Genomic DNA, 21,946 nt, shown 5'->3' with positions numbered 1-21,946 from the left:
GGGCGATCACTGATCGCCCCCAAGGTACAACGAGAGGTCTTTGCACCGCCCTACAAGGTAATCTGCTTGCGCTCCTCATCGGTCAAACGCGCCCGCGCCTGTTCGCTCAAGGGGCCTGCGCCCAGCACCTGCACCGGGCTGTTGGGGTTGTACGCCGAGGTTTTCTGCTGCTCCTGCGGCTCACGGGGCACCGGTTCGGTGCCAAACCCCAACACCTCCACGGTCACGATCGAGGCCCGGCCCTGCCTGGCCGCCGCCTGCTGACCGCGCGCCGCGTCTTCCGCCGCCTGGGAGGCCGCCGCCCCCGCCGCGCTGGCCGAGCTCATGGCGCCGGTGTTCACCGTCGCTGTCACCGGCACGCCCGACGACTTGCCCTGGGTCTGGATATTCGCCGCGTTCACCACACGCAAGGCGGCGATGTTGACGTTACCCGACACCCGGATTCCCGCCTCGCCGGCATCGATGGTGCCCAATGGCGCGATCAGGTCGATATCCCCCGCCGGCACTTCCGGGATCGGGTTGAGCGTGGCGATCCCGGCACCGGTGCTCGGCACCGACGGCGACAGGCTCACGTTGCCCCAATTGTCATAGACGCGCTTGGGCGGCGTGTACACCACGGTGGTCTTGGAGCCGCGCCCGGCGTTGATGTCGCCCTCGCTGGTCCAGGCCATGATCGAGCCGCCAAAGGTGGTCATGATGCGGCTCTGGCCAAGCAGGATGCTGCCCAGGGAGTACAGCTGGATATCTCCCGCGCCTTGAGTGATCACACCCGCCGTCGACGGTGGTGCGGCGCCTTCGATGCCAAAGGTCTGGCGGCCGCCGGGGGTGAGCATCTGGATCGAGCCACCGAAGTTGGTGTGCACACCCGCGCCGCCGAACATCGTAATGTCGCCTTTGTAGGTGATCGGGTTGCCGGCCACGTCGGTCTCGGGGAACAACTTGGCAATCGCCACCCGGCCGCGCACATAGCTGCCCTGGCGCACACTGCCGTCCTGGTTGTACTCACGGCCGGCGGCCTTGAGTTCGGCAAAGTACACGTCGCGGGCGAAGATCCGTTGTTGTTCGGCGGGCAGTGCGGCGTAGTAGGTACGGGCCTGTTCGCTGTCGCCGGCAAAGCCGAAGCGTTCGGTGAGCCAGGTAACCAGCTCGTTTTCGTAAGTCTTGGCCACCTTGGCGCCTTGCAGGGATTCACCCGGTTGCGCCAGGTTGGCGGGGTTCAGGTAAGCCTCGACGAAGCGGCGGTAATCCGGGCCGTTGGCGCCCATGCCGGCTTGCATGACGATGCTTGCGCCAGGGCGGCTGTCGCCGGCCGCCACAGCGCCCAGGCTGTTCACCGCGACCCTGTCTTCCATCTGGATGTTGCGCCCCGCCGTCAGTTCCAGGGTACCGGGGCCGGCAACGTTGAAACTGCTGTAGAGGATGTCGCGGCCAGCGCTGGCGATGGAGATATCGGTGGGGCTGTTGTGCACGAACAGGTTGCCGGCGTAGGTGTATTCACCCGTGGTCTTATTACCGCCATTGGCACCGCTCAGTGGCGTACCGCTGCTGACGATGTCGCGACCGGCCTGCATCCAGACCGGACCGGCACCCTCGTAGTAGGTCTGCCCAAAACGCGGGTCCTTGGAGGCGTCAGTAGTAATGGTGATTGCACGCCCGCTGTTGACACCCAGCAGGTCCCCGCTCAGCGCGTAGAAACGTGCCGGTTCCAGGGCGTCGCCCCAGGCCGTGCTGGCGGTGTTGGGGCCAAAGGCAAACAGCGGCGAAACCGTGAAGGTGGCAATGCTGCCATCGCTGGACAGATTACCGCTGCCGCTGACCGGGTTTTGATCAGTCAGAAAACCAAGAAACGCCGGGCGCAAAATCGTCGCCAGGCTTTGCGGGGCTGCGCTGGAGCGGCTGATGGGCAGGTCGCCGCCGTAGATCGAATCGCCGGCGAGCAGTTCCAGTTGCCCGTTGGCCGAAGGCGCCAGCACCATGGCCCTGAGCGGCGGCACGGTACTTGGGTCACCGTACGATGCGCGACCGTAGTACAGGCTGCCGCTGGCGGCGACGGCGCGCAAGGTGGCGGGATAGACGGCCGCCATGTCGGTGTCCAGCGTTTCGGTCAGGGGCGTGAGGTTGCCCCCGGCGGAAAACAGGTCCACCGCCGTGCGGTCGGTCCACAGGCTGAACCAGCTGTGGCCAATCCCGTTGACGCCACCGTTGGCGTAGGCCAATGCGTTGACTTGCGGCGCGCGGCCCGGATCGGCGACATCCTGCAGCACCAGGTCACCGCGGGTGGCGAGACTGAAGGTAGCGTCACCCGGCAACAGGCTCAAACCACCCGCCGCCCTGGCGGACGTGGAGCGCAGCGGGTCGTAGGCGCGCACCTCACTCGGGCTCTGGTAGCTGGCCTGGTTACCATACAGCAGCGTCAGGCTACCCAGAGCGCCGCCAGTGAGCTGTACATGCCCTCGCGTATTCACCAGTACGCCATTGAGGTGGTTCAGGTTGATCTGGCCGGCTGGGTTGAGCGCTCCGCCGACCCGCAGGTTCAGATCGCCGCCACCGGTCAGTTGGACGCTGCCATCGGTGGCGACGCGACCGGTGCCGCCGATGGCCAATACCAGGCCTTGGCTGCGGGGGCTGACGTTCTGCGGCCCCGACGACGCGTTGAGAACCCCCGCGTCGCCGCCCACATCAACGTTAAGGTTGCCTCCCCCCAGGGTGCCGAAGCCCGTGAACCCGACCATCTGGTCCGCACCTGGGTAGGCCATGCCGGGCACGTAGGAACCAAAGTTGACCCACCACGCGGTGGCCTGCGCCTGGCTGCCACTGAGGCCATTGCCCTGACGCCACAGCCAATTGCCGACATTGGCTGAGTCCTGGCCCAGGTCGCTGGGCACCGGACGGCCGACGCCATTCAGCGCCGGGCTGGTGATATTGCCAGTCAGGTTGCCGCCCACTTTAAGCAGCAAGTTGCCACCCGTATCCGGGTACCAGGCACGGTACGGGCTGGCAGTGTCTGCGTTGACCAGCTTTTCGTTGCCCCCGGCGTTAGCCAATACCTTGCCATTGCTGCCCAGGGCTCGCTTGAGGTTATACGGATCGCTGGCCGAGGTGCCGGTGGACGAACTGCCCGCCGTGTATACGCCGAACAGCGACTCCATGCTCAGGTTGCCGGCGGCCAGCAGGTCAAGGTCGGCAGCGCCGGTGCGGATTACGCTGAAGCGAGTGCTGCCGCCCACCAGCAGCGTGTAGGCAGTACCACTGATAACGCAGTATTCCGGGAGGTCTTCGCATATCCCCGGGTATTGTATTGCGTCGAAATCAACCGGTTGGCCTACCATGCTGTCATCGCCGAACCACCCCTCTGAGCCCTCAAGGGTCCAGACCTGGGCGCCCTTCCCAAACGTCCCGTAGTGACTGTCCGCCAATCGCAGATTGCCGCTTACCGGGTGCGGCTGCAGCAGGCGACTGTCGGCTGCCTCGGTGTCGGCCCCCGCAACCAGGCGAATCGACCACGACTGCGAGCCCTCCTCCAACATGGGAGCAATGGCCCAGTTTTTGCCCGGATGGCCGGTGTCACGCAACGTCACCGACGCCACGCCGCCCGGCAGCTTCACGTCTGTCCCAGACGGCAACAGGGCGCCACGGGGCAGCACTTTGCTGGCGGTCAGGGTCACCTTGGTGGCCAGTGGCACGCCCTTGGGCCAGATCAGGCTGGCGACACTGGCTGAAGTGCCCAACAGGCTGCCGGCCTCCAGGACACTGCCACTGGCGAGGGTCTGGCTCTGAGTCAGCAACGTGCCCGCCGCGAACAGCACAGTGCCCGAGGCATCCCGAACAGCCGCCGCCAACACCGTACCCGCCGGGAGTACCAACGGTTGAGTCAGCGTGGCCGCCACGGGCAAGCGGGTGCCCGCCGGCAGAAACAGGGGGTTGGTCAGTACATCGAAATTAAGCGCAGCGCCCGCAGGGAACACGGTGCCCACATCCAGGGTCACGCCGCTGCCCGGTACCACCACAGTGCCGCCGGTGTGGTCGATACCGGCGCGCAGCACCCAGCCACTGTCATCGTCGGTGGGCGGTGGCGCGGCAAAGCCATCGTTGATGCTGCCGTAGATGTTCAGGTCGCCGCCGGCGCGCAGGGTCAGGCTGCCGGACTCGGTCTTGGCCGTTGATTTAAGGCTGGCGTAGCGATAGCTGGAGAGGTCCAGATCGCCCTGCACGACCAGATCACCGTCCGGGGTTTTACTGATGATTTCTACACCGGGGCGCAGGTGGAACACGTCGCCGTAGGTCGCGTTGTTCAAGCCGGCGAGCTTCTGCAGCAAGTTGCTGTTAACGCGCGCGGCATCGATGAATGTCGTATTCGCGTCATTGACGCCATTGAGGTAGTCCTGATCAATCACTTGGTACGGGCGCCCATCCGGCGTTTCATCGGTTTTGGTCGGGGCATCGTCGTAGGTTCTCATGCCGTTGAGGGCAATCGAACGCGCGCCCTGGATAGTCAACGGCCCACGGGCGTCGATGGCGATGTCATTGCCACCCACGCGCGGCGCGTTGAGTTCCAGCGTGCCACGGTTGCGCCCGTCGTTGCCGGTCGCGGCCTCGGTGCCATGGCGCAGGTCGATGCGCGCGCCAGTGGCCAGGGTCAACTGGCCCTGGCCAGAACTAAGGACCACGGTGGCGCGGTTAGGCGAATCGATGATCTTGCCGTAACTGTCCACGCGTAATTGTGTGCCATGGGCGTCCAGCACGGCGCTGCCGTCGAGGGTCAGGCCATTTTTTGCGGCCAGGTTGATGCTGCCCACGCGCTCGCCGCTGGCATCCACCAGGCCGGTCACGCGCAGGCTGCCATTGTCGATCGAGACGTTGACGCTGTTGGCCTTGACGTCGCTGCCGATGGTCAGGTCGCCCTGCTTGAGCTGGAAGCTGCGCGCACCGTAGACCTGGCCCTGGTTGAGGCGCTGGTTGAGCGCGGCGAACTGGTCGCTGAGGGTGCCATTGCCGCCCAGGCGTTGGGCCTGGATTTCCACCGCGCCAGCGAGGTACGGCACCAGGGTGCCACCGGCATCGTAGCCACCGCTGCTGCCGGCGGTGATCTTGCCCGCCAGGTCAACGATCCCCGCTGCGCCGGCCACCGCCACTGCGCGCAACGTGCCCGCCTGGTTGTGCTGCGCCGACAGGTCGATGGTCGATCCGGCGGCCTGCTGCACATTGCCCGCACGGCTTTCCAGCAACACCTCGCCGCCGGCGCTGTATTTGGTCACGTCATTGAAGGCAATGGCCCGGCCGGACACATCGATCGAGGCGGCATCGGTCAACACCACGTCGCCCCGCGCGCCCAAGGTCACCTTGCCGCTGGGCAGCACCACGGCAGTGGCCAGGCGCAGGCTATCGCCTTGCAATGACAATTCGCCGCCGATGCCGTCCACCTTGCCTGCTGCGCCAGCCGAGGCGCTGACATCAATCGCGCCACCGGCGGTAATACGGTTGACCGAACCGGCCTCACCGGTCATCAGCGGCGTGAGGATATTCAGGTTGCCGCCGCTGTAGGCAAAGCCCTTGATCGCATCAAATGCACCCTGGCTCTGGTACACCGACAGGCTGCCCTTGTGGTTGGCGGTGATGCGCTCACTGGCATTAAAATTGACGCTGGCAAAGCCCAGGGCCAGGCGGTCGAAGGTCTTGGTGGTGCTCGGCTGGGCAAAGTCGCCGTAGCCGAATTCGATACGTTCGGCATTGATATCCAGGCGCCCGCTGCCGCTGCCGGCACCACCGGTCACCGCCGCCACAGGAGCTGCCTCGGCACCTTGCCAGATCAGGTTGGCGGTGTGGATAGTCGCCACGTCGTTCAAGCCGCCAGAGCCGTAGATCGCCGGCGTGGACAGCATCAGGTTGCTCAGCAATGACTTGCCGGTCACCGCGTCATAAGTGTCCAGGGTGCTGGTGCCGTAGAAGTTGAAGCTGTCACGCGCCGACAGTTGCAGGGTTTCCAGCGCCGGGGCGCCGAATTGGCTGTCGCCGCGCAGCAGGCGTTCCAGCACTTGCTGGTTGAGGGTCATGCCCACCGGCAGGCGATTGTTGGCGGCTGCAGCGGCCAGGGCTTCGGGGCTGCCGACGTTGATGCTGGACACGCCCAGGTTCAGGTGACGGGTGCCATAACGTACCTCGTCGCCCATCTGCAGGGTGCTGTCGGTGACGGTAACGATGCTGCCCTCGGAATACAGGGCCGTCTGCCCACTGCAGGATGCGTTCGCGCATACGCCTAACTGAATGCCCTTGCTGGGGACTCCACCCGGCGAAGGAGCGGCGATGACATTGAGCAAACCGTTGGACACCGCCAGCACATTGCTCAGGTTGTAGATAAAGCCGTCACGTGCGTCGTAGCTGGCCTTGCCCTGGCCTATCGTGTTGATCGAGGCGCCTTGTTCGAGCGTAATTTTCCCGGTGACGGTCGCCAGTAATACCTCCGGCGCCGCCAGGTTCGCGCCGTCGCGCAGGATGATGGAGCTGGTGACGTTGCTGGGGAGGTTGATGTAGTTGCCGCCCTGGCCGTACGTGACATAGGTCATTCCACCGATCAGCAGGCGAGCCGCGCCCATTGCGTTCAGGCTGTCCGCAGCCACCGTAATGCCTTTGAAATTGGCGGTGGCCGCGTTGCCTGCCGCGACAATTTCGATGTCGGTTTTTTCTCCGTTTATCAGCGATACGGTCCCGCCGTAACCGCCAGCAGCGGCCTCGAAGCGGCCGATGCCCTGGAACGAAAAGGCATCCGCACCTGCGCCTGGCCGCAGGGCCAGTTGCAGGGTCTTGGCATCCACCGGCAGCAGTGCCCGAGGGACACCAAGCCGGGTGGCGTCGGCCACGGCGAAGGGTGAATAGCCGGTCTCGTTGTATTGGGAGTAACGACGCAACCTATCGGCCGACGTGAGAATCACCTGGCTGGGCGCACTGTTGCTGATACCGGTATTGGCGATGGACAAGCGCCCTGCCGTGGCCCATGAGCCATTGCGCAACGCCTGGGTCGCACCGTCGGCGCCCATACCGGCCAGGCCGTTGATCTCCAGCCGGAAAGCCCCCGGCATCAATGCATAGGTGGACGGCATCAGCGTATAGGTGCCGGCCGCCAGGCCCGGCACGCCGGCGCCGATTGTGATCTGCTGGCCGATCAACGGATCGACCGCGCCACCTTCCGGCGCCACCGGGGCATAACCCGGTTGCACGCCCGGCACAATCGCATAGATCGGGTTGGTACTCAGACCCGGCAGTACAAACCCGCCGTTCGCACCGAACTGTACCAGTGGGTTGTAACGTGCATCCGTAGACCCCCCGCGCCCGGAAATAAAGCCGGCGCCGAGCAGTTCGCCACCGCCGGACAGATCCAACGTCGCCTGCGGCAGCACCGCCACCGTCTGGCCCCCCAGAATCACCCCGACGTTCAGACTGCCTGCACCGTTGCCGCCACCTTGGCCTATGAACGTTACGGTCTTGCCGTTGTACTTGTAGATCTGGCCATCCACGGTACCGCCGTAAGGCAATACCAGGCCCTTGCCACTCACCGACGTGAGGCTGCCCGGCAGCAGTTGCACGTTTGTAGAACCCAGGTTGCCGATCTCGATCAGCCCCAGGGGCGCACGCACCACCCCGTCCTGCTTGATGGTAGGCCCGCCCAATTGCAGACGACCAAAGACCGAGTAAGGCATGGCGGCATTGCTGTTGGCGGTGCGTGCGATGGTCAGGGTGCGTGTCGGATCGTAATTGAAGCCTGTGCCATTGCTGGCAGCATTATTCACATAGCCCGCCAGTACCCGGGCGCCGACTTCAGTCGCCGGATACAACTGCGCCGCGCGCAGGGTCATGTCACCACCGGTCACTAACTGCGTGCTGATGCCCTGGGCAATCACATCTGCCCCCGCCCCCGCCAGGAAGCGCAAGTCGCCCTGGCTGGTCAGTTGCACATCATCAAACCCACGCCGCTCAAGGCTGGCCCGGCTGTTGTCGGGCCGCAACAGATAGCTTTTGTTGCCGAGTACCACATTGCCACGCACCTCGATCAGGTTGGCGTTGGCGTTGAACTGCGCCGTGGTGGCCAGCACCGAGGGATTGGGCAACACCGGCACCGCGCGGGTGTAGGCCTCCTTGCCGGTTTCTGCGGGCGCGAGCAGGCCGGCCAGCAGCAGGTACGGGGCCGACAGGTTGACCCGTGAACTGGCCGCGGCGGTTTCACTGAGGTTATAGCTGCCACCGTAGAGGCGCAGGCTCTGGCCCATGCTCAACGACACATCGCCGTCGAAACTCAGCAAGCCGTTGCTGAGCAGCGCCAGGTTGTCGAAACCGCCGGCGGTGACCTGGTCCACCCCGAGGCGGCCATGGCCGTATTCCAGGCTGGCGTTCGGGCTGGTTTGATGGGTCTGGCTGAGCACCAGTTCACGCACGTTGAGCACCCGGTCATTGACGCCGGCCTTGAGGTAATACGGGCTTTCCAGCGCAAGCGCCAAACTGCCGCCCGCCGCACCCGCCCCGCCCGCACGGGCAACGAAGCTGCCGTCCAGGTACAGGCCGTTGTTCGACGCAAAGCTGATACTGCCGCCATTGCTGGCCACCGGCACGCGACCCTGACCGGGCACGTCGAGCACCGCCTGGGCACCGGAGGCGTCCAGCCGCGCGCCCTCACGGACCACCACAAACACATCGCCGGCACTGGCAATCCCGGTGGTCAGGTTGATATCGCCGCCGATGCTGATCTTGCCGCCATTGAGGACCTGGCCGTACACGTTGCCCCGGCTGCTCACCGCCGTGACCGCTCGGGCTGCAACGTCGATCAACGCCTCTTCGCCCACCCGGATCGAGCGGTCGTGACCCGCGGCAATCGACGGTTCCCAGGTCTTTGGCGAGACACTCAAACCGCCCAGGCTGACACTGCCGCCCCAGGCATTCAGGCTGCCATTGAGGGTCAACTGGCCGATGCTACGCAAATTGATGCCCTGGCCGGGGTCGACATTAATCACTGCCCCCCGGCCTACCGTCAGGGCGGTGGTCGCCAGTTCTGCGGCGGTGGAATCCTTGGAGCCGGCCGTCAGCGTCAGGCTGGCACCCCGGCGCTGGGTCAGAACGCCCTGGGTCGGGTTTTCCTGGTAGAGCGTCGGCGTCCAACGCTCCAGAGCCGTGGCCGGGTCGCTGCCACTTGGCGTCATCGCTGTCTGCTCGCCCAAACGGTAGACCGGCACATTCACATCGACTTGGGTACCGTCGGTGACGAGCAGCCCCTCGTTGCCGGTGATGTCGTAGGCCGAGAAACCCTTGTTAAAGAAGCCGCCAGTCAATTGCAGCGTGTCGATATCGGGTGCATTGGCGCTGTCGCCGATCTGCACCTTGCGCCCCTGCAACGCCAGCGTGCCGCCGCCGTTGACGCCATAACCGCGAATGTCGCCGCCCAGCGCCAAGGCCCAAAGCGCCCCCAGCGTCACGTCGCCGCCCTTGCCGCCGCTGAGCTTGCCGTCAACGCCGAGCGTGCCTGCGGAGGACGTATCCACCAGGCTGCCGGTCGCCAGATCAAGCGTACCGGTACTGCGCAGCGAGACCTTGCCACCGTTCACATACGCCAGGCCTTCACGGGTGTTCGGGTCCAGCGCCAGGTTGTTCCACCGCCCGCTGGCATTGAGCTTGACGCCCGCCGCCACATCGACCCGCCCGCTGCCCGCGAGGATCACATCGTCGAGCGCATTACCGGCATTGAGATTGACCTGATTGAGGATGTTGCCCGCATTGATGCTGCCGCCATGGGCGGTGAGGTTGGCGTTGAGGTTGACCACTGGCCCGAACAGGGTGATCTCGCCGCCATCCGCCACATTGAGCGCGCCCTTGACGGTGATCTGCTGCGTGACACCGGCTTTGATCTGATTGGTGACGCCGACTTTGATCGCGCCCAGTTGATAGCCATTGAGCTGATCACTGTCGAGCACCATCTTGCCCTGGCGATCCGCTGGCAGAGCGGTGGTGAGGTCGAGTCCGTCGGCGATTTTCTGCGTGTTGCGGTCAATCAGCACCTCATCGGCAATGCCGGTCAACGCATAACGCAGGGTGCCGGTGCTCTTGTTGTAGACCGGCGTGTAGCCACCAATGATCAACTGCGCGCGCTGGGCCATGGCCTTCTGCGACTGCTGATAACCGTCGAGGTTGATATTCGGTGCCTGGGTCTGGCGATCGCCCTGGAACACATCACTGACCACCTGCCCTTCGAGCACCGCGCTGGTGGTGCCGACCACCAGCTTGCCGGCATCGCGGCCCACGGTGTACCCGCTCTCGAAACGGCGTTGCCTGGCAATCATCGGGTTGTAGTAGTAATCGGTCTGGCCCCAGCGCTTGCTGGTGTCTTCATAGCCCTTGTAGAACCCGGAATAGAGAATGTCCCCCGGCGCGTTGGACAGCTCATACAAACGCCCATCCGGACCCTTGAGCCAGGTCTGCTGGATATAACCATCCTGCACGTCCACGGTGCCGCCCGACAGGTTGATCTGCGCGCCCTTCTGGGTCACCACCTCCTTGCCGGTAAAGGTCACGGTGCCGCCCTGGGCCATCCACTCGCCCACCGAGTGGCCTTGCGTGCCAAGGTAACCGCCGACTTCCAGCAAACCGCCGGCGGTGTACCAGCGATCCGTTGCATAGCCGTTGGTGCCTGCGGGCACAAACACCAGATCGCGCAGGTCGACCCACACATCGTTGTTGATCAGCTTCCCGTCTTCACGGTTGACCGGCGCGTCGCGCTGCTCGTTGCCCTGCACGTTGATCTTGATGTTGTTGGATTCCATCGACACCTTGACGCCCACCGCGCCGGACACGTCGATCAGCGCCCCATCGCGTAACAGGCTGCGCCCGGCGGCACTGACCGCGACCTGCCCGCCGGTGGCCAGGGTGATCGAGCCTTTCTGGAAATCCACGGTGCCGCCGCTGACGATCTCGATGCGCGACTGATCGGTACGGTCGGCCACCGTGCTGAGGTTATTGAAACGCCCGGTCGCCTGATTGGCCGGCATACCGTCGAGGTTGACCAGGCCATTGCTTTGCTGGCTGTTCAGCGCGGTGCTGCCACTGCTGTCCAACAGGATCGCGGTGGTGCTGCCCTCGCCCAGGGTCACACTGCCGGTGGTGTCGGTGGCGGAGTTGAGCAGGTGAATCGTGCCACGGGTGTCCACCGAGGTGCTGGCCAGGGCCACGCCATTTTGCTGCACCTGGTGCCCGGTCAGGGTGATGTCCCCGGTGGCGGCCATGATCAGGCCATTGTTGCTGACCTTGCCGGCGCTGCTGCCGGGTTTGAGGCTGGTCGCCACTTCGTTGCCACGCGTGGTGGAGCGGTCATTGCCGGACGTGCTCACGCCCTTGCGGATGTAAAAACTGTCACCGGCCGCCAGGGTGGTCTGGCCCTTGGCGGTGATGATCGTACCGGCGTTGTCCACTTCCGAACCGAGCAACAAGGCGTAGCCACCTGCATCGGTGGACGTGGCCGGGTTGTGAGTCTGGATCAGCGCGCCGCGCTGCACCTGGACCTTGCCCGCCGCATCGGTGAAGGTCGGCTGGGTGCCGGTGCCATCCACATAGAGACCGCGCTGGGTGAACTGCTCATCGGTCATGTTCGCTGCGGCGGCCACCAGGTTGCGCACGTTGACCTGGCTGGTGCCGCCGAAAACCACGCCGTTGCGGTTCATGATCATCACCGTGCCGGCGCCATTGATCTGGCCCTGGATCTCACTGGGCCGCGCATCGGGGTCGTTGACGCGGTTAAGCACGGCCCAACTGGACTGCTGCTGGAAATCCACGGAGGTGTTGCGCCCGACGTTAAAGGTCTCCCAATTGAGGATGGCCTTGTCGGCGGTTTGCTCGATACTCACCGTGGTCTTGCCGCCGGACTGGCTTTGGGTCGGGGCCTTGGCGTTGGTCCAGCCCTGGGTGAGGCTGTTATCCACCTGCAGGCCACCTTTGCCGAGGCCATCGGGAATCGTCGAGACCTGGCCGAACGCCGCCTGACGCCCCGCCGCTTGCGCGGCCTGCTGCGCCGCAATCGCCGCGACGCTGGTGTTCAAGGTGCTGATGGAACGCGCCAACTGCTGGTTGACCCGCGCCTGCTGGTTCAGCGAAGGAATTCCCGGCACCTGCCCGGCACTGATGCGCGCCGCCGTCGCCGCTTGCGTCGCACCTTTGTCGGCAAACCAACTGGAACTGAACGCCGTGGCCGCATGGGCATTGCCCGCCACCATCAACAAGGCAATGGCCTGGGCCAATGGCTTGAGGCGCAGCACGGTTTCTTGGGCTTTCAGGTTGACCGGTGATTTGCAGCGGACCATCGGGAATCTTCCTTCTTTGTTATCACGCAGGGAGCAAGACAGGCTCACGTATGAGGGTTAGGCGGTTGGCGGGAGACGGGACTGAACTTATGTCATGCAAAGTTCACATAGGGCTGGTAACGGCGGGCACCCACGCAAAAAATCAGCAACGGCGCAGGCCGTTGCTGATCAGGTGGTGCAGGTCGTTGAAAGCGAGGGTTACAGCGGACGACCGATACCGTTGCAGACGTTGGTGTTGCCGATGCTCAGGGCGTTGCTCGCGGTCAGGAAGCTGGCGCGAACGGTGGCTTTCCAAGCGGTTGGCAGCGGCACGAAAGCGTTGGCGGTGATGGCTGCATCGTTGTTGTTGGAGGCGCCGTAGTGCTTGGCGAAGAAATCACGCACTTGGCTGGTCTGGGTGGCATCGGCGTAGCACTGGCTGAAGATCAGGTTGGTGAAGCCCAGGATCGGGTAGCCCGAGGTAGGGTAAGGCTGCACACCGGCGGTGTTGGCTTTGCCGAACACTGGAACCCAGGCGTCCGGGTTGCCACGCTCGGTGGAGGCCGGCACGGGTACGGCGTTGATGGCAGCGGAGACGTTAGCGGCGGCAGGCGAAACGCCCGCAGTGTTGGTCGCGACGTCCTTGCCGACACGTGCCACTTTGGTCGCGTCGTCCAGACCGGCCAGGGTTGGGGCCGCGAAATCAGGGCTCATGTAGGTGATACCACCGTCGGCGCCGGCCAATGCGGTCATCACACCTTGGCTGCCGGCGGCAGAAACGGCGCCGGCAGGCAAACCACCGGTGTAGCTGGTGCCGAACGTGGTGGAGATATTGAAGGTGCCGGTTTCAGCACACTTGGCGTTGAGGAAACGGGTGAACAACTCGGTGGTGCCACTGCTTTCGCTACGGTAGACCACGGTGATCGCGCCGGTACGGCCGGAACCGGAAATACCGCTCCAGTCAGTGATACGCCCCGAGAACACACCGCACAGCTCGCTGACGCTCAGGTCAACCGCTGCGGTGCCGCTTTTGTTGAAGGGAATAGCGACCGCAGTACCCACCGACGGCACCTGGATCAACTTGCCCCAGGTCGGTTGCTTGGCAGACGCGTAGGTCGACAGCTCAGTGGCGCTCAGCTTGGAGTCGCTGCCCGCCCAGTGCACGTTCTTGTTCGTCACGCCGGCCTGGAACTTGGTGTAGTCGTTGTTCAGGAAGGCGGCCTTGCCGTTACCGCTGCCCACGCCGATGTACGGGGCAAAACCGGCAGTCAGCACGCCGGAAGTCTGGTACAGCGCTTGTGGCAGGGTTGCACCACCACCGTTGATGTCAGCCATTGCAGCCTGGGCCGAGCACAGTGCAGCGAGGGTCATGGATACCGCGAGAACGTTGCGCTTAAACATGAAGAATCTCCTTTCGTCGTGTTTGTACGTATGGGTAGAGGGCTCTTGCATGACGCCATGGCTTCGGTCCCAAGCCGGTATGCGGGGGTGGCCGGGGGTGAAAACCATGGGAACGAAACTCGCAGTTTCCGATGACAGATATAGGAAAAAACCTCGGGAGGAAGCGCTTGATTTTAAAAAGATTCTCGGGTGTTTTGGTCATACTTTTGAGCGTTTTAGGCCCACGTGACAGCGGCGTTTCAGTACGCCTTCGCAACCGTGGGCTGGAGGCCGCGCGGGGCGTGCCGAACGGGTGAAACATGACAGGATGAGGAACCCGAGTTCGCTCCGCTGACCTAGGTGACCAACTGGTTGATTTCGATGATCGGCAGCAGCACCGCCATCACAATCACCAGCACCACCGCGCCCATCACCACGATCATCAGCGGCTCCAGCAACGCAGTCATGCCCATCGCCCGGCGTTCGATATCCCGCGACAGGGTTTGCGCCGCACGTTCGAGCATCGGTGGCAGCGAGCCGGTCTTTTCGCCGCTGGCGATCAGGTGGATCAGCACCGGGGGGAACACCTTTTCCACCGCCAGCGCCGGCGCCAGGTTGACCCCTTCGCGCACCTTGGCCGTGGCATCGTTGACGCACTGGCTCAGGCGCTCGTTGGACAGGGTCTGACGTGCCGCCTCCAGAGCGCGCAACAGCGGCACGCCGGCACCGCCGAGAATCGCCAACGTCGAGGCAAACCGCGCGGTGTTCAGGCCCAGCACAAACCGCCCGATCAGCGGCAGGCGCAGCACGCGGCTGTGCCAATTCAACCGCGCCACAGGGTTGCGCAGGTACAGGCGCCAGCTCCAGAAACCACCGACGATGCCACCAAAACACAGCCAGCCCCAGGCGCGGATAAAGTCGCTGGCGTTAAGCATCGCCAGGGTCAGCCCCGGCAAGTCCTGGCGCGCCTGGGAAAACGCGCTGACCACTTGGGGCACCACGTAGCTGAGCAAAAAAATCACGATGCCGATGGACACCAGCCCCACAACGCCGGGGTAGATAAACGCGGTGAGAATCTTGCCGCGCAGGTTGTTGCGCTCCTCGATGTAGTCGGCCAGGCGCTCCATCACCTGGGCCAGGTCACCGGACTCCTCTCCCGCCGCGATCAACGCACGGTAGATCGACGGAAAATCCCGCGGTCGCGCGGCCAACGCCTGCGCCAGGCGCATGCCGCCGCGTACATCGGCGCGCACGGCGGCCAGGGTCTGGGCGATGTGCTTTTTCTCCGCTTGCTCCACCGTGGCACTCAGCGCTGCTTCCAACGGCAGGCTCGCACCGAGCAGGCTCGCCAGCTGGCGCGTGGCCCAGGCCAGGTCATTGTCCGACAGCTTGGCGCTGAACAGGCTGCCACCGGCCGTCGTTGGCTGCCCCACCTCGACCTGCACGAGCAACGCCGTCAGGCCACGGCTGCGCAGCAGCGCAAACGCCCCGCTCTGGCTGTCGGCCTCGACATGCCCGGCCTCGACCTTGCCGCTGGCATCGGCGGCTTCATAGCGATAGCGATTCATCAGGCGTCCCGTGTGACGCGCAGAATTTCTTCGGGCGCGGTGGCGCCGCTGCGCACCCAGCGCTCGCCGTCTTCACGCATGCTGAACATCCCCGCACGGCGCGCGGCCACACGCAACTCCTGCTCGCCGGCGCCTTGGTGGATCAGGCCGCGCACGTCGTCGTCGACGCAGAACAATTCATGAATACCGGTACGCCCGCTATAACCGATCTGGTTGCACTGTGCGCAGCCCACCGGGCGCCAGGTGCCGGGCGCGGCCGGGTCTTCCTGCTTGCAGTGCGGGCACAGGCGCCGCACCAGGCGCTGCGCCAGCACCCCCAACAGCGACGAAGCCAACAGGAACGGTTCGACGCCCATGTCGATCAGGCGGTTGACCGCCGACACCGCGTCGTTGGTGTGCAGGGTGGCGAGCACCAGGTGGCCGGTGAGCGAGGCCTGCACGGCGATCTGCGCGGTCTCCAGGTCACGGATTTCACCGATCATGATGATGTCCGGGTCCTGCCGCAGGATCGCCCGCAGTGCCAGGCCGAAGGTCATGTCGATCCTGGCGTTGACCTGGATCTGGCTGATGCCCGGCAGGTCGTACTCCACCGGGTCCTCCACCGTGAGGATATTGCTGGTACTCGCATCCAGCCGCGCCAGGGCCGCGTACAGGCTGGTGGTCTTGCCGCTGCCGGTGGGCCCGGTGACCAGCACAATGCCGTGGGGCTGGCGGATCAGAGTATCTAGGCGTGCGAGCAACTGCGGCGCCATGCCCAGGGTCTCCAGTTGCAAGCGCCCGGCCTGTTTGTCGAGCAAACGCATCACCACGCGCTCGCCATGCCCGGTGGGCACGGTCGACACGCGAATATCAATCGGCCGCCCGGCCACGCGCAAGGCGATGCGCCCGTCCTGAGGCAGGCGTTTTTCGGCGATATCGAGCTGCGCCATGATCTTGATCCGCGACACCAGCGCGCCGTGCAGCGCCTTGCGCGGCGACACCACATCGCGCAAGGTGCCGTCGACGCGGTAGCGCACCACCGAATGGGTTTCGTAGGGCTCGATATGAATATCACTGGCCTCGTCGCGCGCGGCCTGGGTGAGCAAGGCGTTGATCATGCGGATCACCGGTGCGCCGTCCTGGGTGTCGAGCAAGTCGGTGATCTCGGGCATGTCCTGCATCAGGCGGTCGAGGTCCACCTCGTTTTCGGCGGCGCCCACCACCGCGGCAGCACTGCCGGTATCGGCATAGGCGCTGGCCAGGAGGCCGTCGAGTTCGTCGTCGCGCACCTGTTCTATCCGCGACTCGCCGAACTGGCGCTGGACTTCGCTGATGGACCAGCCGGGCGTCGAGGGGCAGACGGTGAGCAGCCGGCCCGCCTCGTCGGGGCGCAGAAGGATGCGCTGGGATTTGGCCCACGCGTAGGGCAGCAGGCTCATGGGGCCGGCACCGCCCGAATTACCGCCCTGGGGCCCGGCGGCTGCCCGCCCGGAATCGCCTTGTCCACCGAGGGCAATTGCGGCGCCTGCACGTCCGGCATCGCCCAACTGTGCTCCGGCTGCAAGCCGCCCTGGGCCCGGCGCATGAATTCATAGCGGTTCAAGGTAATACTGCGCCCCGCGCCACTGTCGCGAATGATGTAAGGCCGCAAAAACACCATCAGGTTGGTCTTGCTCACACTGCGTTTTTCATTGCGAAACAGCGCCCCCAGCCCGGGAATGCTGGAGAGCCAAGGCACTGCATCATTGCTCTGGCTGTAGCCATCCTGCAGCAAGCCACCGAGCACCATGATCTGCCCGTCATCCAGCAAAATGCTGGTATCGATCGCGCGCTTGTTGGTCACCGTACCCGCGTCCACCGAGGTGCGCGTGTCCACGCTGCTGACCTCCTGATAGATATCCAGCTTCACCGTACCGCCCTCGGAAATCTGCGGCCGGACGTTCAGCTTGAGCCCGACCTCTTCGCGCTGCACGGTCTGGAACGGGTTGTTGCTGGTGCCCCCGCCGCCCGTCACATAACTGCCGGTGACGAACGGAATGGTCTGCCCTACAAAAATGCTCGCGGCTTCGTTGTCCAGGGTCAGCAGATTGGGCGTGGACAGCACATTGGTGCCGCCCTTGCTCTTCAGCGCGCGGGCCAGCACCTTGAGGTCGAGCACCTTGCCGATCCCCGGAATGTCCACGCTGCCGTTGACCAGGCCGACGTTAAGGCCCTTGGGCAACACATCAATGCTGGTCTTGCCGGTGCTGACGATGCCGCTGCCGCCCAGGTTGACCCCGCCAAACCCGCCGTTGCCCGCCAGGTTGCCGGCCTGCCATTGCACGCCGAACTCGGTGGCATCGTCCTCGCCCACTTCGACGATCAGGCTTTCGATCACCACCTGGGCACGGCGCTGGTCAAGCATATCGATCACTTCGCGCAGGTTGCGGTACAGCGGGTCCGGCGCGGAGATAAGCAAGGTGTTGGTGGTGGCGTCGGCCTGGATGGTCACGCCGCCGGCGCTGAATGCGGTGTCCTGGTCTTTGGCCGTGCCACCGGTGCTGGTGGTCGCGGTGTTGTTGCTTTGCCCATAGCCCGACTGCACGCCGCTGCCGGTGGGTGTGCCGCTGCTGTTTTGCGCGCTACTGCCTTGCGCGGTGTTCTGGCCGCTGCCGCCCATGCTGCTGAGCTTGCTGCGCGCCTCGTCGCTGACGCCGGACTCGCTCTCGCCGGTCAACAACCCACGCAGCGATTGGGCCAACTTGCCCGCCTGGGCATTGCGCAGGTAGACCACGTGCATATTGCTGGGGTTGCTCTGGGCGTTGTCGAGTTTGTAGATCAGGTTGCGCGCCAGCTCCGTGCGCTCGGGGCTGCCGGAGCGAATGATGATCGAGTTGGAACGCGGGTCGCCGATCACAGTGATCTTCTGGGTCTGGTCGGCGCCTTGGGTTTCCAGGAGCTCGGCGACCATCGCCGCAATGTCCACGGCGATACCGTTCTGGATCTGCACTACGTCGGTGTCGATGGCGCTGGGGGTGTCGATGCCGCTGATGATCTGGGCCACCCGCGCGAGGTTTTCCGCGTAGTCGGTGATGACGATGCTGTTGTTGCCGGGGTAGGCGTTGATCGGATTGTTCGGCGACACAATGGGACGCAGCACCGGGATCAGGTTCACCGCGTTTTCGTACTGCAGGCGAAAGGTGCGGGTCTGCATGCCGCTGCTGCCGGCGCTGTACATCGGCCCGCCGAGCAACTTGGCATCGGCCTCCGGCACCACTTGGGCCACACCGCCGACGTCCACCACGCTGAAGCCTTGCATGCGCAGCGCCGCCAGCAGCATGTCATAGGCCTGATGCGCCGGTACCTGGCCTTCGCTGACCAGGGTCAGGTTGCCCTTTACACGCGGGTCGACCAGAAACTGCTGGCCGGTGGCACGGGATAACGCACGCACCACGGCCTGTATATCGGCGTCGACAAAATTGAGCTGCACCGGCTGATCGCCCAATGGGTTGCGCGCTTTGACGGTGGCCGGCGCCTGGCCACGGGCGCTCTGGGTCACCCGATGTTGTACGGTCGGCTTGGGTACGGGGTCGCGCTGGCGATCCAGCACGGTGTCGCCGCTGCGACGGGTGTCGGCCAAGGGCTGGCCAAGTTCGCTGTCCACCAGCAACGGTTTGGATGCGTCCTGGGTGCTGCACGCACTGAGGGCCAGCAACAGCAATGGCGCGACGGTGCGAAAAGGCGGGACTGACCACTTCATGAAGCTTCCTTAGCGCCAGGCGCCTGATCCATGCGAACGGTCCCGGACACAGTGCCGGCCGAGGTGTCGACGGCGTCCGCGGCACGTTGCAAACGTGCCTCGGACACTTCCAGAGAAAACGAACGGGGATTGCCCAGCAACCAGCCAACCACCGCGTCGGCCGGGGCGTTGTCGAAGGTCAGGCGCCAAGCGCCGGGTTCCAACACCTGCAAGTGGTAATGCCCTTGCAGGCCGGCGCTGTCCAGGGCCTCTTGCAGCGTGGTTTCGTCCGCCACGCGGGGCGCTGCGACGTCCTGCAACAGCACCTGTAAAGCGGCGGCCTGGGCGCGCAACTTGGGGGTTTCGGCCTGCCAGTAGTCGATCTTTTTCAGCGCCGGCTGCACCAGAATCAGCCAGCTCAACAGACTCGCCAGCAACAGGCCGACACCCGCCAGCAGGCGTTTTTCGCGCAGGGCCAGGCCGTTCCAGAACACCTGGGACTGGCCGCGCAGGCGGCGCCATTTATTCATCGTCGGCTCCCGATTTTTGCGTGGCCTGCGCCGGGGCAATGCTCCAACCGTGATCGTCCCGTGTGGCGGCAAAACCGGCCTGCGCCAACGCCGCCTGCCAATCGCCCTGCGCGGCCGGGTTGCGGCTGTCGGCCAGCAGTTCCAGATGCAAGCGCCCTTGCTCGAAGGTCAGGGCGTTGACACTGCCCACCATAAACGGCAGGTGTGTGCCCACCAGTTGCAACAGCCCGGAAAAGCGCTGAGCAGGATCGGCAGCGGCACCGTTCTGGCGCGCCATCAGTTGCTGACGGGCCTGCTGCAACGGGTTAAGCACCACCGGCAGTTCGGGAAATGCCTGACGCACCTGCTGACTCATCAACGCCTTGAGTCGCTGGCCCTCCTCGACCTTGCGCGCGGCGTACAGGTTCAGGCCCAGGGCCCAAATGGCAGCGGCCAGGGCGATGCAGCCCAGCGCCCTGCCCCAGCCACCACTGGGCCCCTGGCGAAGGCGCGCATGCAACCCCCACGCAGGTACGGCGCCGGCCCAACGCTGGGACGCGTTCATCGGCGGCAGATCCAGCGCCTGCCCCCCTAATGGATGCACCGTGCCTTGTTGCGGGCTGTCGCGGGTCAACAGATAACCGTCGTCCAACGCTGCCGCTCCCACCGGCAAGGCATAGGGTGCCGGGTACACACCCCGCAGTTTCAGTTGTGCCTGCGCCAGGACCTGGCCGAGCCGCTCCAGCTCGGCCGTGGACACCCAGCCCACTTGCACGCACCCGTCGCTTTCGCGCGGGCCGTGGGCCACGTGCATCTGCTCCACGGGGCCGAGGATCAGCGCCTGGGCTGCACAGGCCACCGCCGCGGCAGTTTTGGCGGCGGGCAATGGCGGCAGTTCCAGGCTTGTAATCACACTGTCGCGGGGGTGCAGAAAACACTCCACCGCCTGGCGGCCCTTGCCCAGCCGTGCCAGGCGTTCATGCCCTTCGGACACCACCGCGCCGCGCTCCAGCCAGGCAAAGGCGACCTGGCTGTCCACGCTCAACTGCGCCAGCGGTGGCAACCCAATGCGCAAGCGCTTCATACGCCCACCCGCGACCAGATCACCTGCGGCCGACGACTTTCCGGGCGATGCAGCAGCGCGTCCAGGGTCACCCGGCGCGGGTCCTGCCGCACCTGGCCTTGCAGGCGAAACCACTCACTGGTAATGCCCACTTGCACCGAATCCACCGGCACTTGCGGCAGGTGCAAGCGGTTGACGAAGTCCCCGCGATTGATAAACCACTGCCCACTGTCCCGCTCGGCCACCAGCGCCTGGGCCTGGGCCAGACTCAGTTGCGGCACCACCGCGCTGAGCACCTCGGCGCGGGCGGTGTTGCCGTTGACCCAGGTGATGTCGGGCAACACGCTGATGAAGGCCTGCATGCGCTGCAACAGCAGCGGGTCGAGTCCTTCCACAGCGCTCAAGTCATCGAGACTGCGCAGCATCGGGTATTTGGCCGGCGTGTCGAATCGCTCATAGGAACCGATCACCCGCTGGCTGATGCGCCGACTCAGCGCCGGGTCGACCCCGATCAGGCCGCACAGGCGCTCGAAACTCTGCAACTGCTCGGTATCCACTTGCTGGCGGTTGACCAGATTGCGCAGGTTGAACTTGCCTTGTTCGTCGTCCACCCGGCCATCGAACACGCCGCGCTGGGCCTGGGCCCAGGGCTGGTCGAGGCGGGTCAACACGTCTTTCTGGCGCGCGTCCCAGAGCAATTGGCGGCTGCGCTCAATACCGCCCAGCAACAACCACTGGCCCTGGATGCGCAGTTGTTCGGCTTCCAGGCTGCGAGTAAATACGGTCTGGCGCGTCAGCATGCCGCCTGCAATCACCGCCACCACCGCAGCGATCAGCAATGCGCTGATAATCGCCATGCCGCGCTGCTTCGCCGCTGTGGGCGAATACCGTTTCATGGGGCGCCTTACAACTGCCAGGAGCCGATATCAGCATTCACGCCATCACCGTCCGGTTGGCCGTCGGCGCCCAGGGAGAACACGTCGACTTCACCGTTGGCACCGGGGTTGAGGTAGTGATATGGGTGGCCCCACGGGTCGTTGGGCAGTCGGTCCAGGTAGGCGCGCCAGGTGGTGTTTTTGGCGTCCGCCGGGCGTTCCACCAGCACCTTCAGGCCCTGGTTCATGCTTGGGTAAGTGCCATGGTCGAGGCGGTAGAGTTTCAGCGCCTGCATCAGGCCGCCGATGTCCTGCCTGGCCGCCGTGGCCCGCGCCTGGTCCGGCCGGTCGAGCACCTTGGGCACCACCATCGCCGCGAGAATCCCGAGGATAACCACCACCACCATGATCTCGATCAGGGTGAAGCCACGCTGGCCGCGAGGGCCTGGCAATGGAGGCATTAGGCGCGCGATATCCATCTCGACATTCCTTGGGTTGAGTGCATTTCGTGGCGCAGTGTTGCAAGAACACATGTCAGTCGTATTGAAA

At 64.8% G+C, this 21,946-nt stretch carries 9 protein-coding genes; all 9 read right to left on the bottom strand.

All coding sequences use genetic code 11. The features are described 5' to 3' along the window. Positions 1-50: 50 nt before the first annotated feature. The 9 genes from KZX66_RS23185 to gspG all read right to left on the bottom strand — a co-directional run bounded on the left by KZX66_RS23185 (position 51) and on the right by gspG (position 21,876). Positions 51-12,326 carry a filamentous haemagglutinin family protein gene (locus tag KZX66_RS23185; RefSeq protein ID WP_248083574.1) on the bottom strand — a complete coding sequence of 4,092 codons (12,276 nt, stop codon included), beginning with the start codon at positions 12,324-12,326 and terminating at the stop codon, positions 51-53. A 198-nt stretch (positions 12,327-12,524) separates the two neighbouring features. Further along, positions 12,525-13,706 carry a substrate-binding domain-containing protein gene (locus KZX66_RS23180; protein WP_248083573.1) on the bottom strand — a complete coding sequence of 394 codons (1,182 nt, stop codon included), beginning with the start codon at positions 13,704-13,706 and terminating at the stop codon, positions 12,525-12,527. A gap of 335 nt (positions 13,707-14,041) precedes the next feature. After that, on the bottom strand, positions 14,042-15,253 hold the full coding sequence (gene gspF, locus KZX66_RS23175; protein ID WP_248083572.1) for a type II secretion system inner membrane protein GspF: 1,212 nt from the start codon (positions 15,251-15,253) through the stop codon (positions 14,042-14,044). Then, entirely contained in the window at positions 15,253-16,671 is a 1,419-nt protein-coding gene (gene gspE / locus KZX66_RS23170) for a type II secretion system ATPase GspE (protein ID WP_248083571.1), read from the bottom strand. The genes gspF and gspE overlap by 1 nt, the downstream gene beginning before the upstream one ends. Beyond that, the gene (gene gspD / locus KZX66_RS23165; protein WP_248083570.1) at positions 16,668-18,971 is read right to left on the bottom strand and encodes a type II secretion system secretin GspD; all 2,304 of its coding nucleotides are present in this window, start codon (positions 18,969-18,971) and stop codon (positions 16,668-16,670) included. Before gspD ends, gspE begins: the two co-directional genes overlap by 4 nt. Continuing rightward, entirely contained in the window at positions 18,968-19,480 is a 513-nt protein-coding gene (gspM, locus tag KZX66_RS23160; RefSeq protein WP_248083569.1) for a type II secretion system protein GspM, read from the bottom strand. The genes gspD and gspM overlap by 4 nt, the downstream gene beginning before the upstream one ends. Continuing rightward, positions 19,473-20,543, bottom strand: a complete 1,071-nt coding sequence (gspL, locus tag KZX66_RS23155; RefSeq protein WP_248083568.1) for a type II secretion system protein GspL — start codon at positions 20,541-20,543, stop codon at positions 19,473-19,475. Before gspL ends, gspM begins: the two co-directional genes overlap by 8 nt. Further along, positions 20,540-21,418 carry a type II secretion system minor pseudopilin GspK gene (gene gspK / locus KZX66_RS23150; protein WP_248083567.1) on the bottom strand — a complete coding sequence of 293 codons (879 nt, stop codon included), beginning with the start codon at positions 21,416-21,418 and terminating at the stop codon, positions 20,540-20,542. The genes gspL and gspK overlap by 4 nt, the downstream gene beginning before the upstream one ends. Before the next feature lie 8 nt (positions 21,419-21,426). Further along, on the bottom strand, positions 21,427-21,876 hold the full coding sequence (gene gspG, locus KZX66_RS23145; protein WP_248083565.1) for a type II secretion system major pseudopilin GspG: 450 nt from the start codon (positions 21,874-21,876) through the stop codon (positions 21,427-21,429). Between the last annotated feature and the right edge of the window lie 70 nt (positions 21,877-21,946).

This window comes from Pseudomonas sp. EYE_354 (assembly GCF_023148575.1).
In the GTDB taxonomy this organism is placed as follows: Bacteria; Pseudomonadota; Gammaproteobacteria; order Pseudomonadales; family Pseudomonadaceae; genus Aquipseudomonas.
The sequence above is the reverse complement of the archived record's forward strand: the minus strand, read 5'-3'. Positions and strand labels throughout refer to the sequence as shown.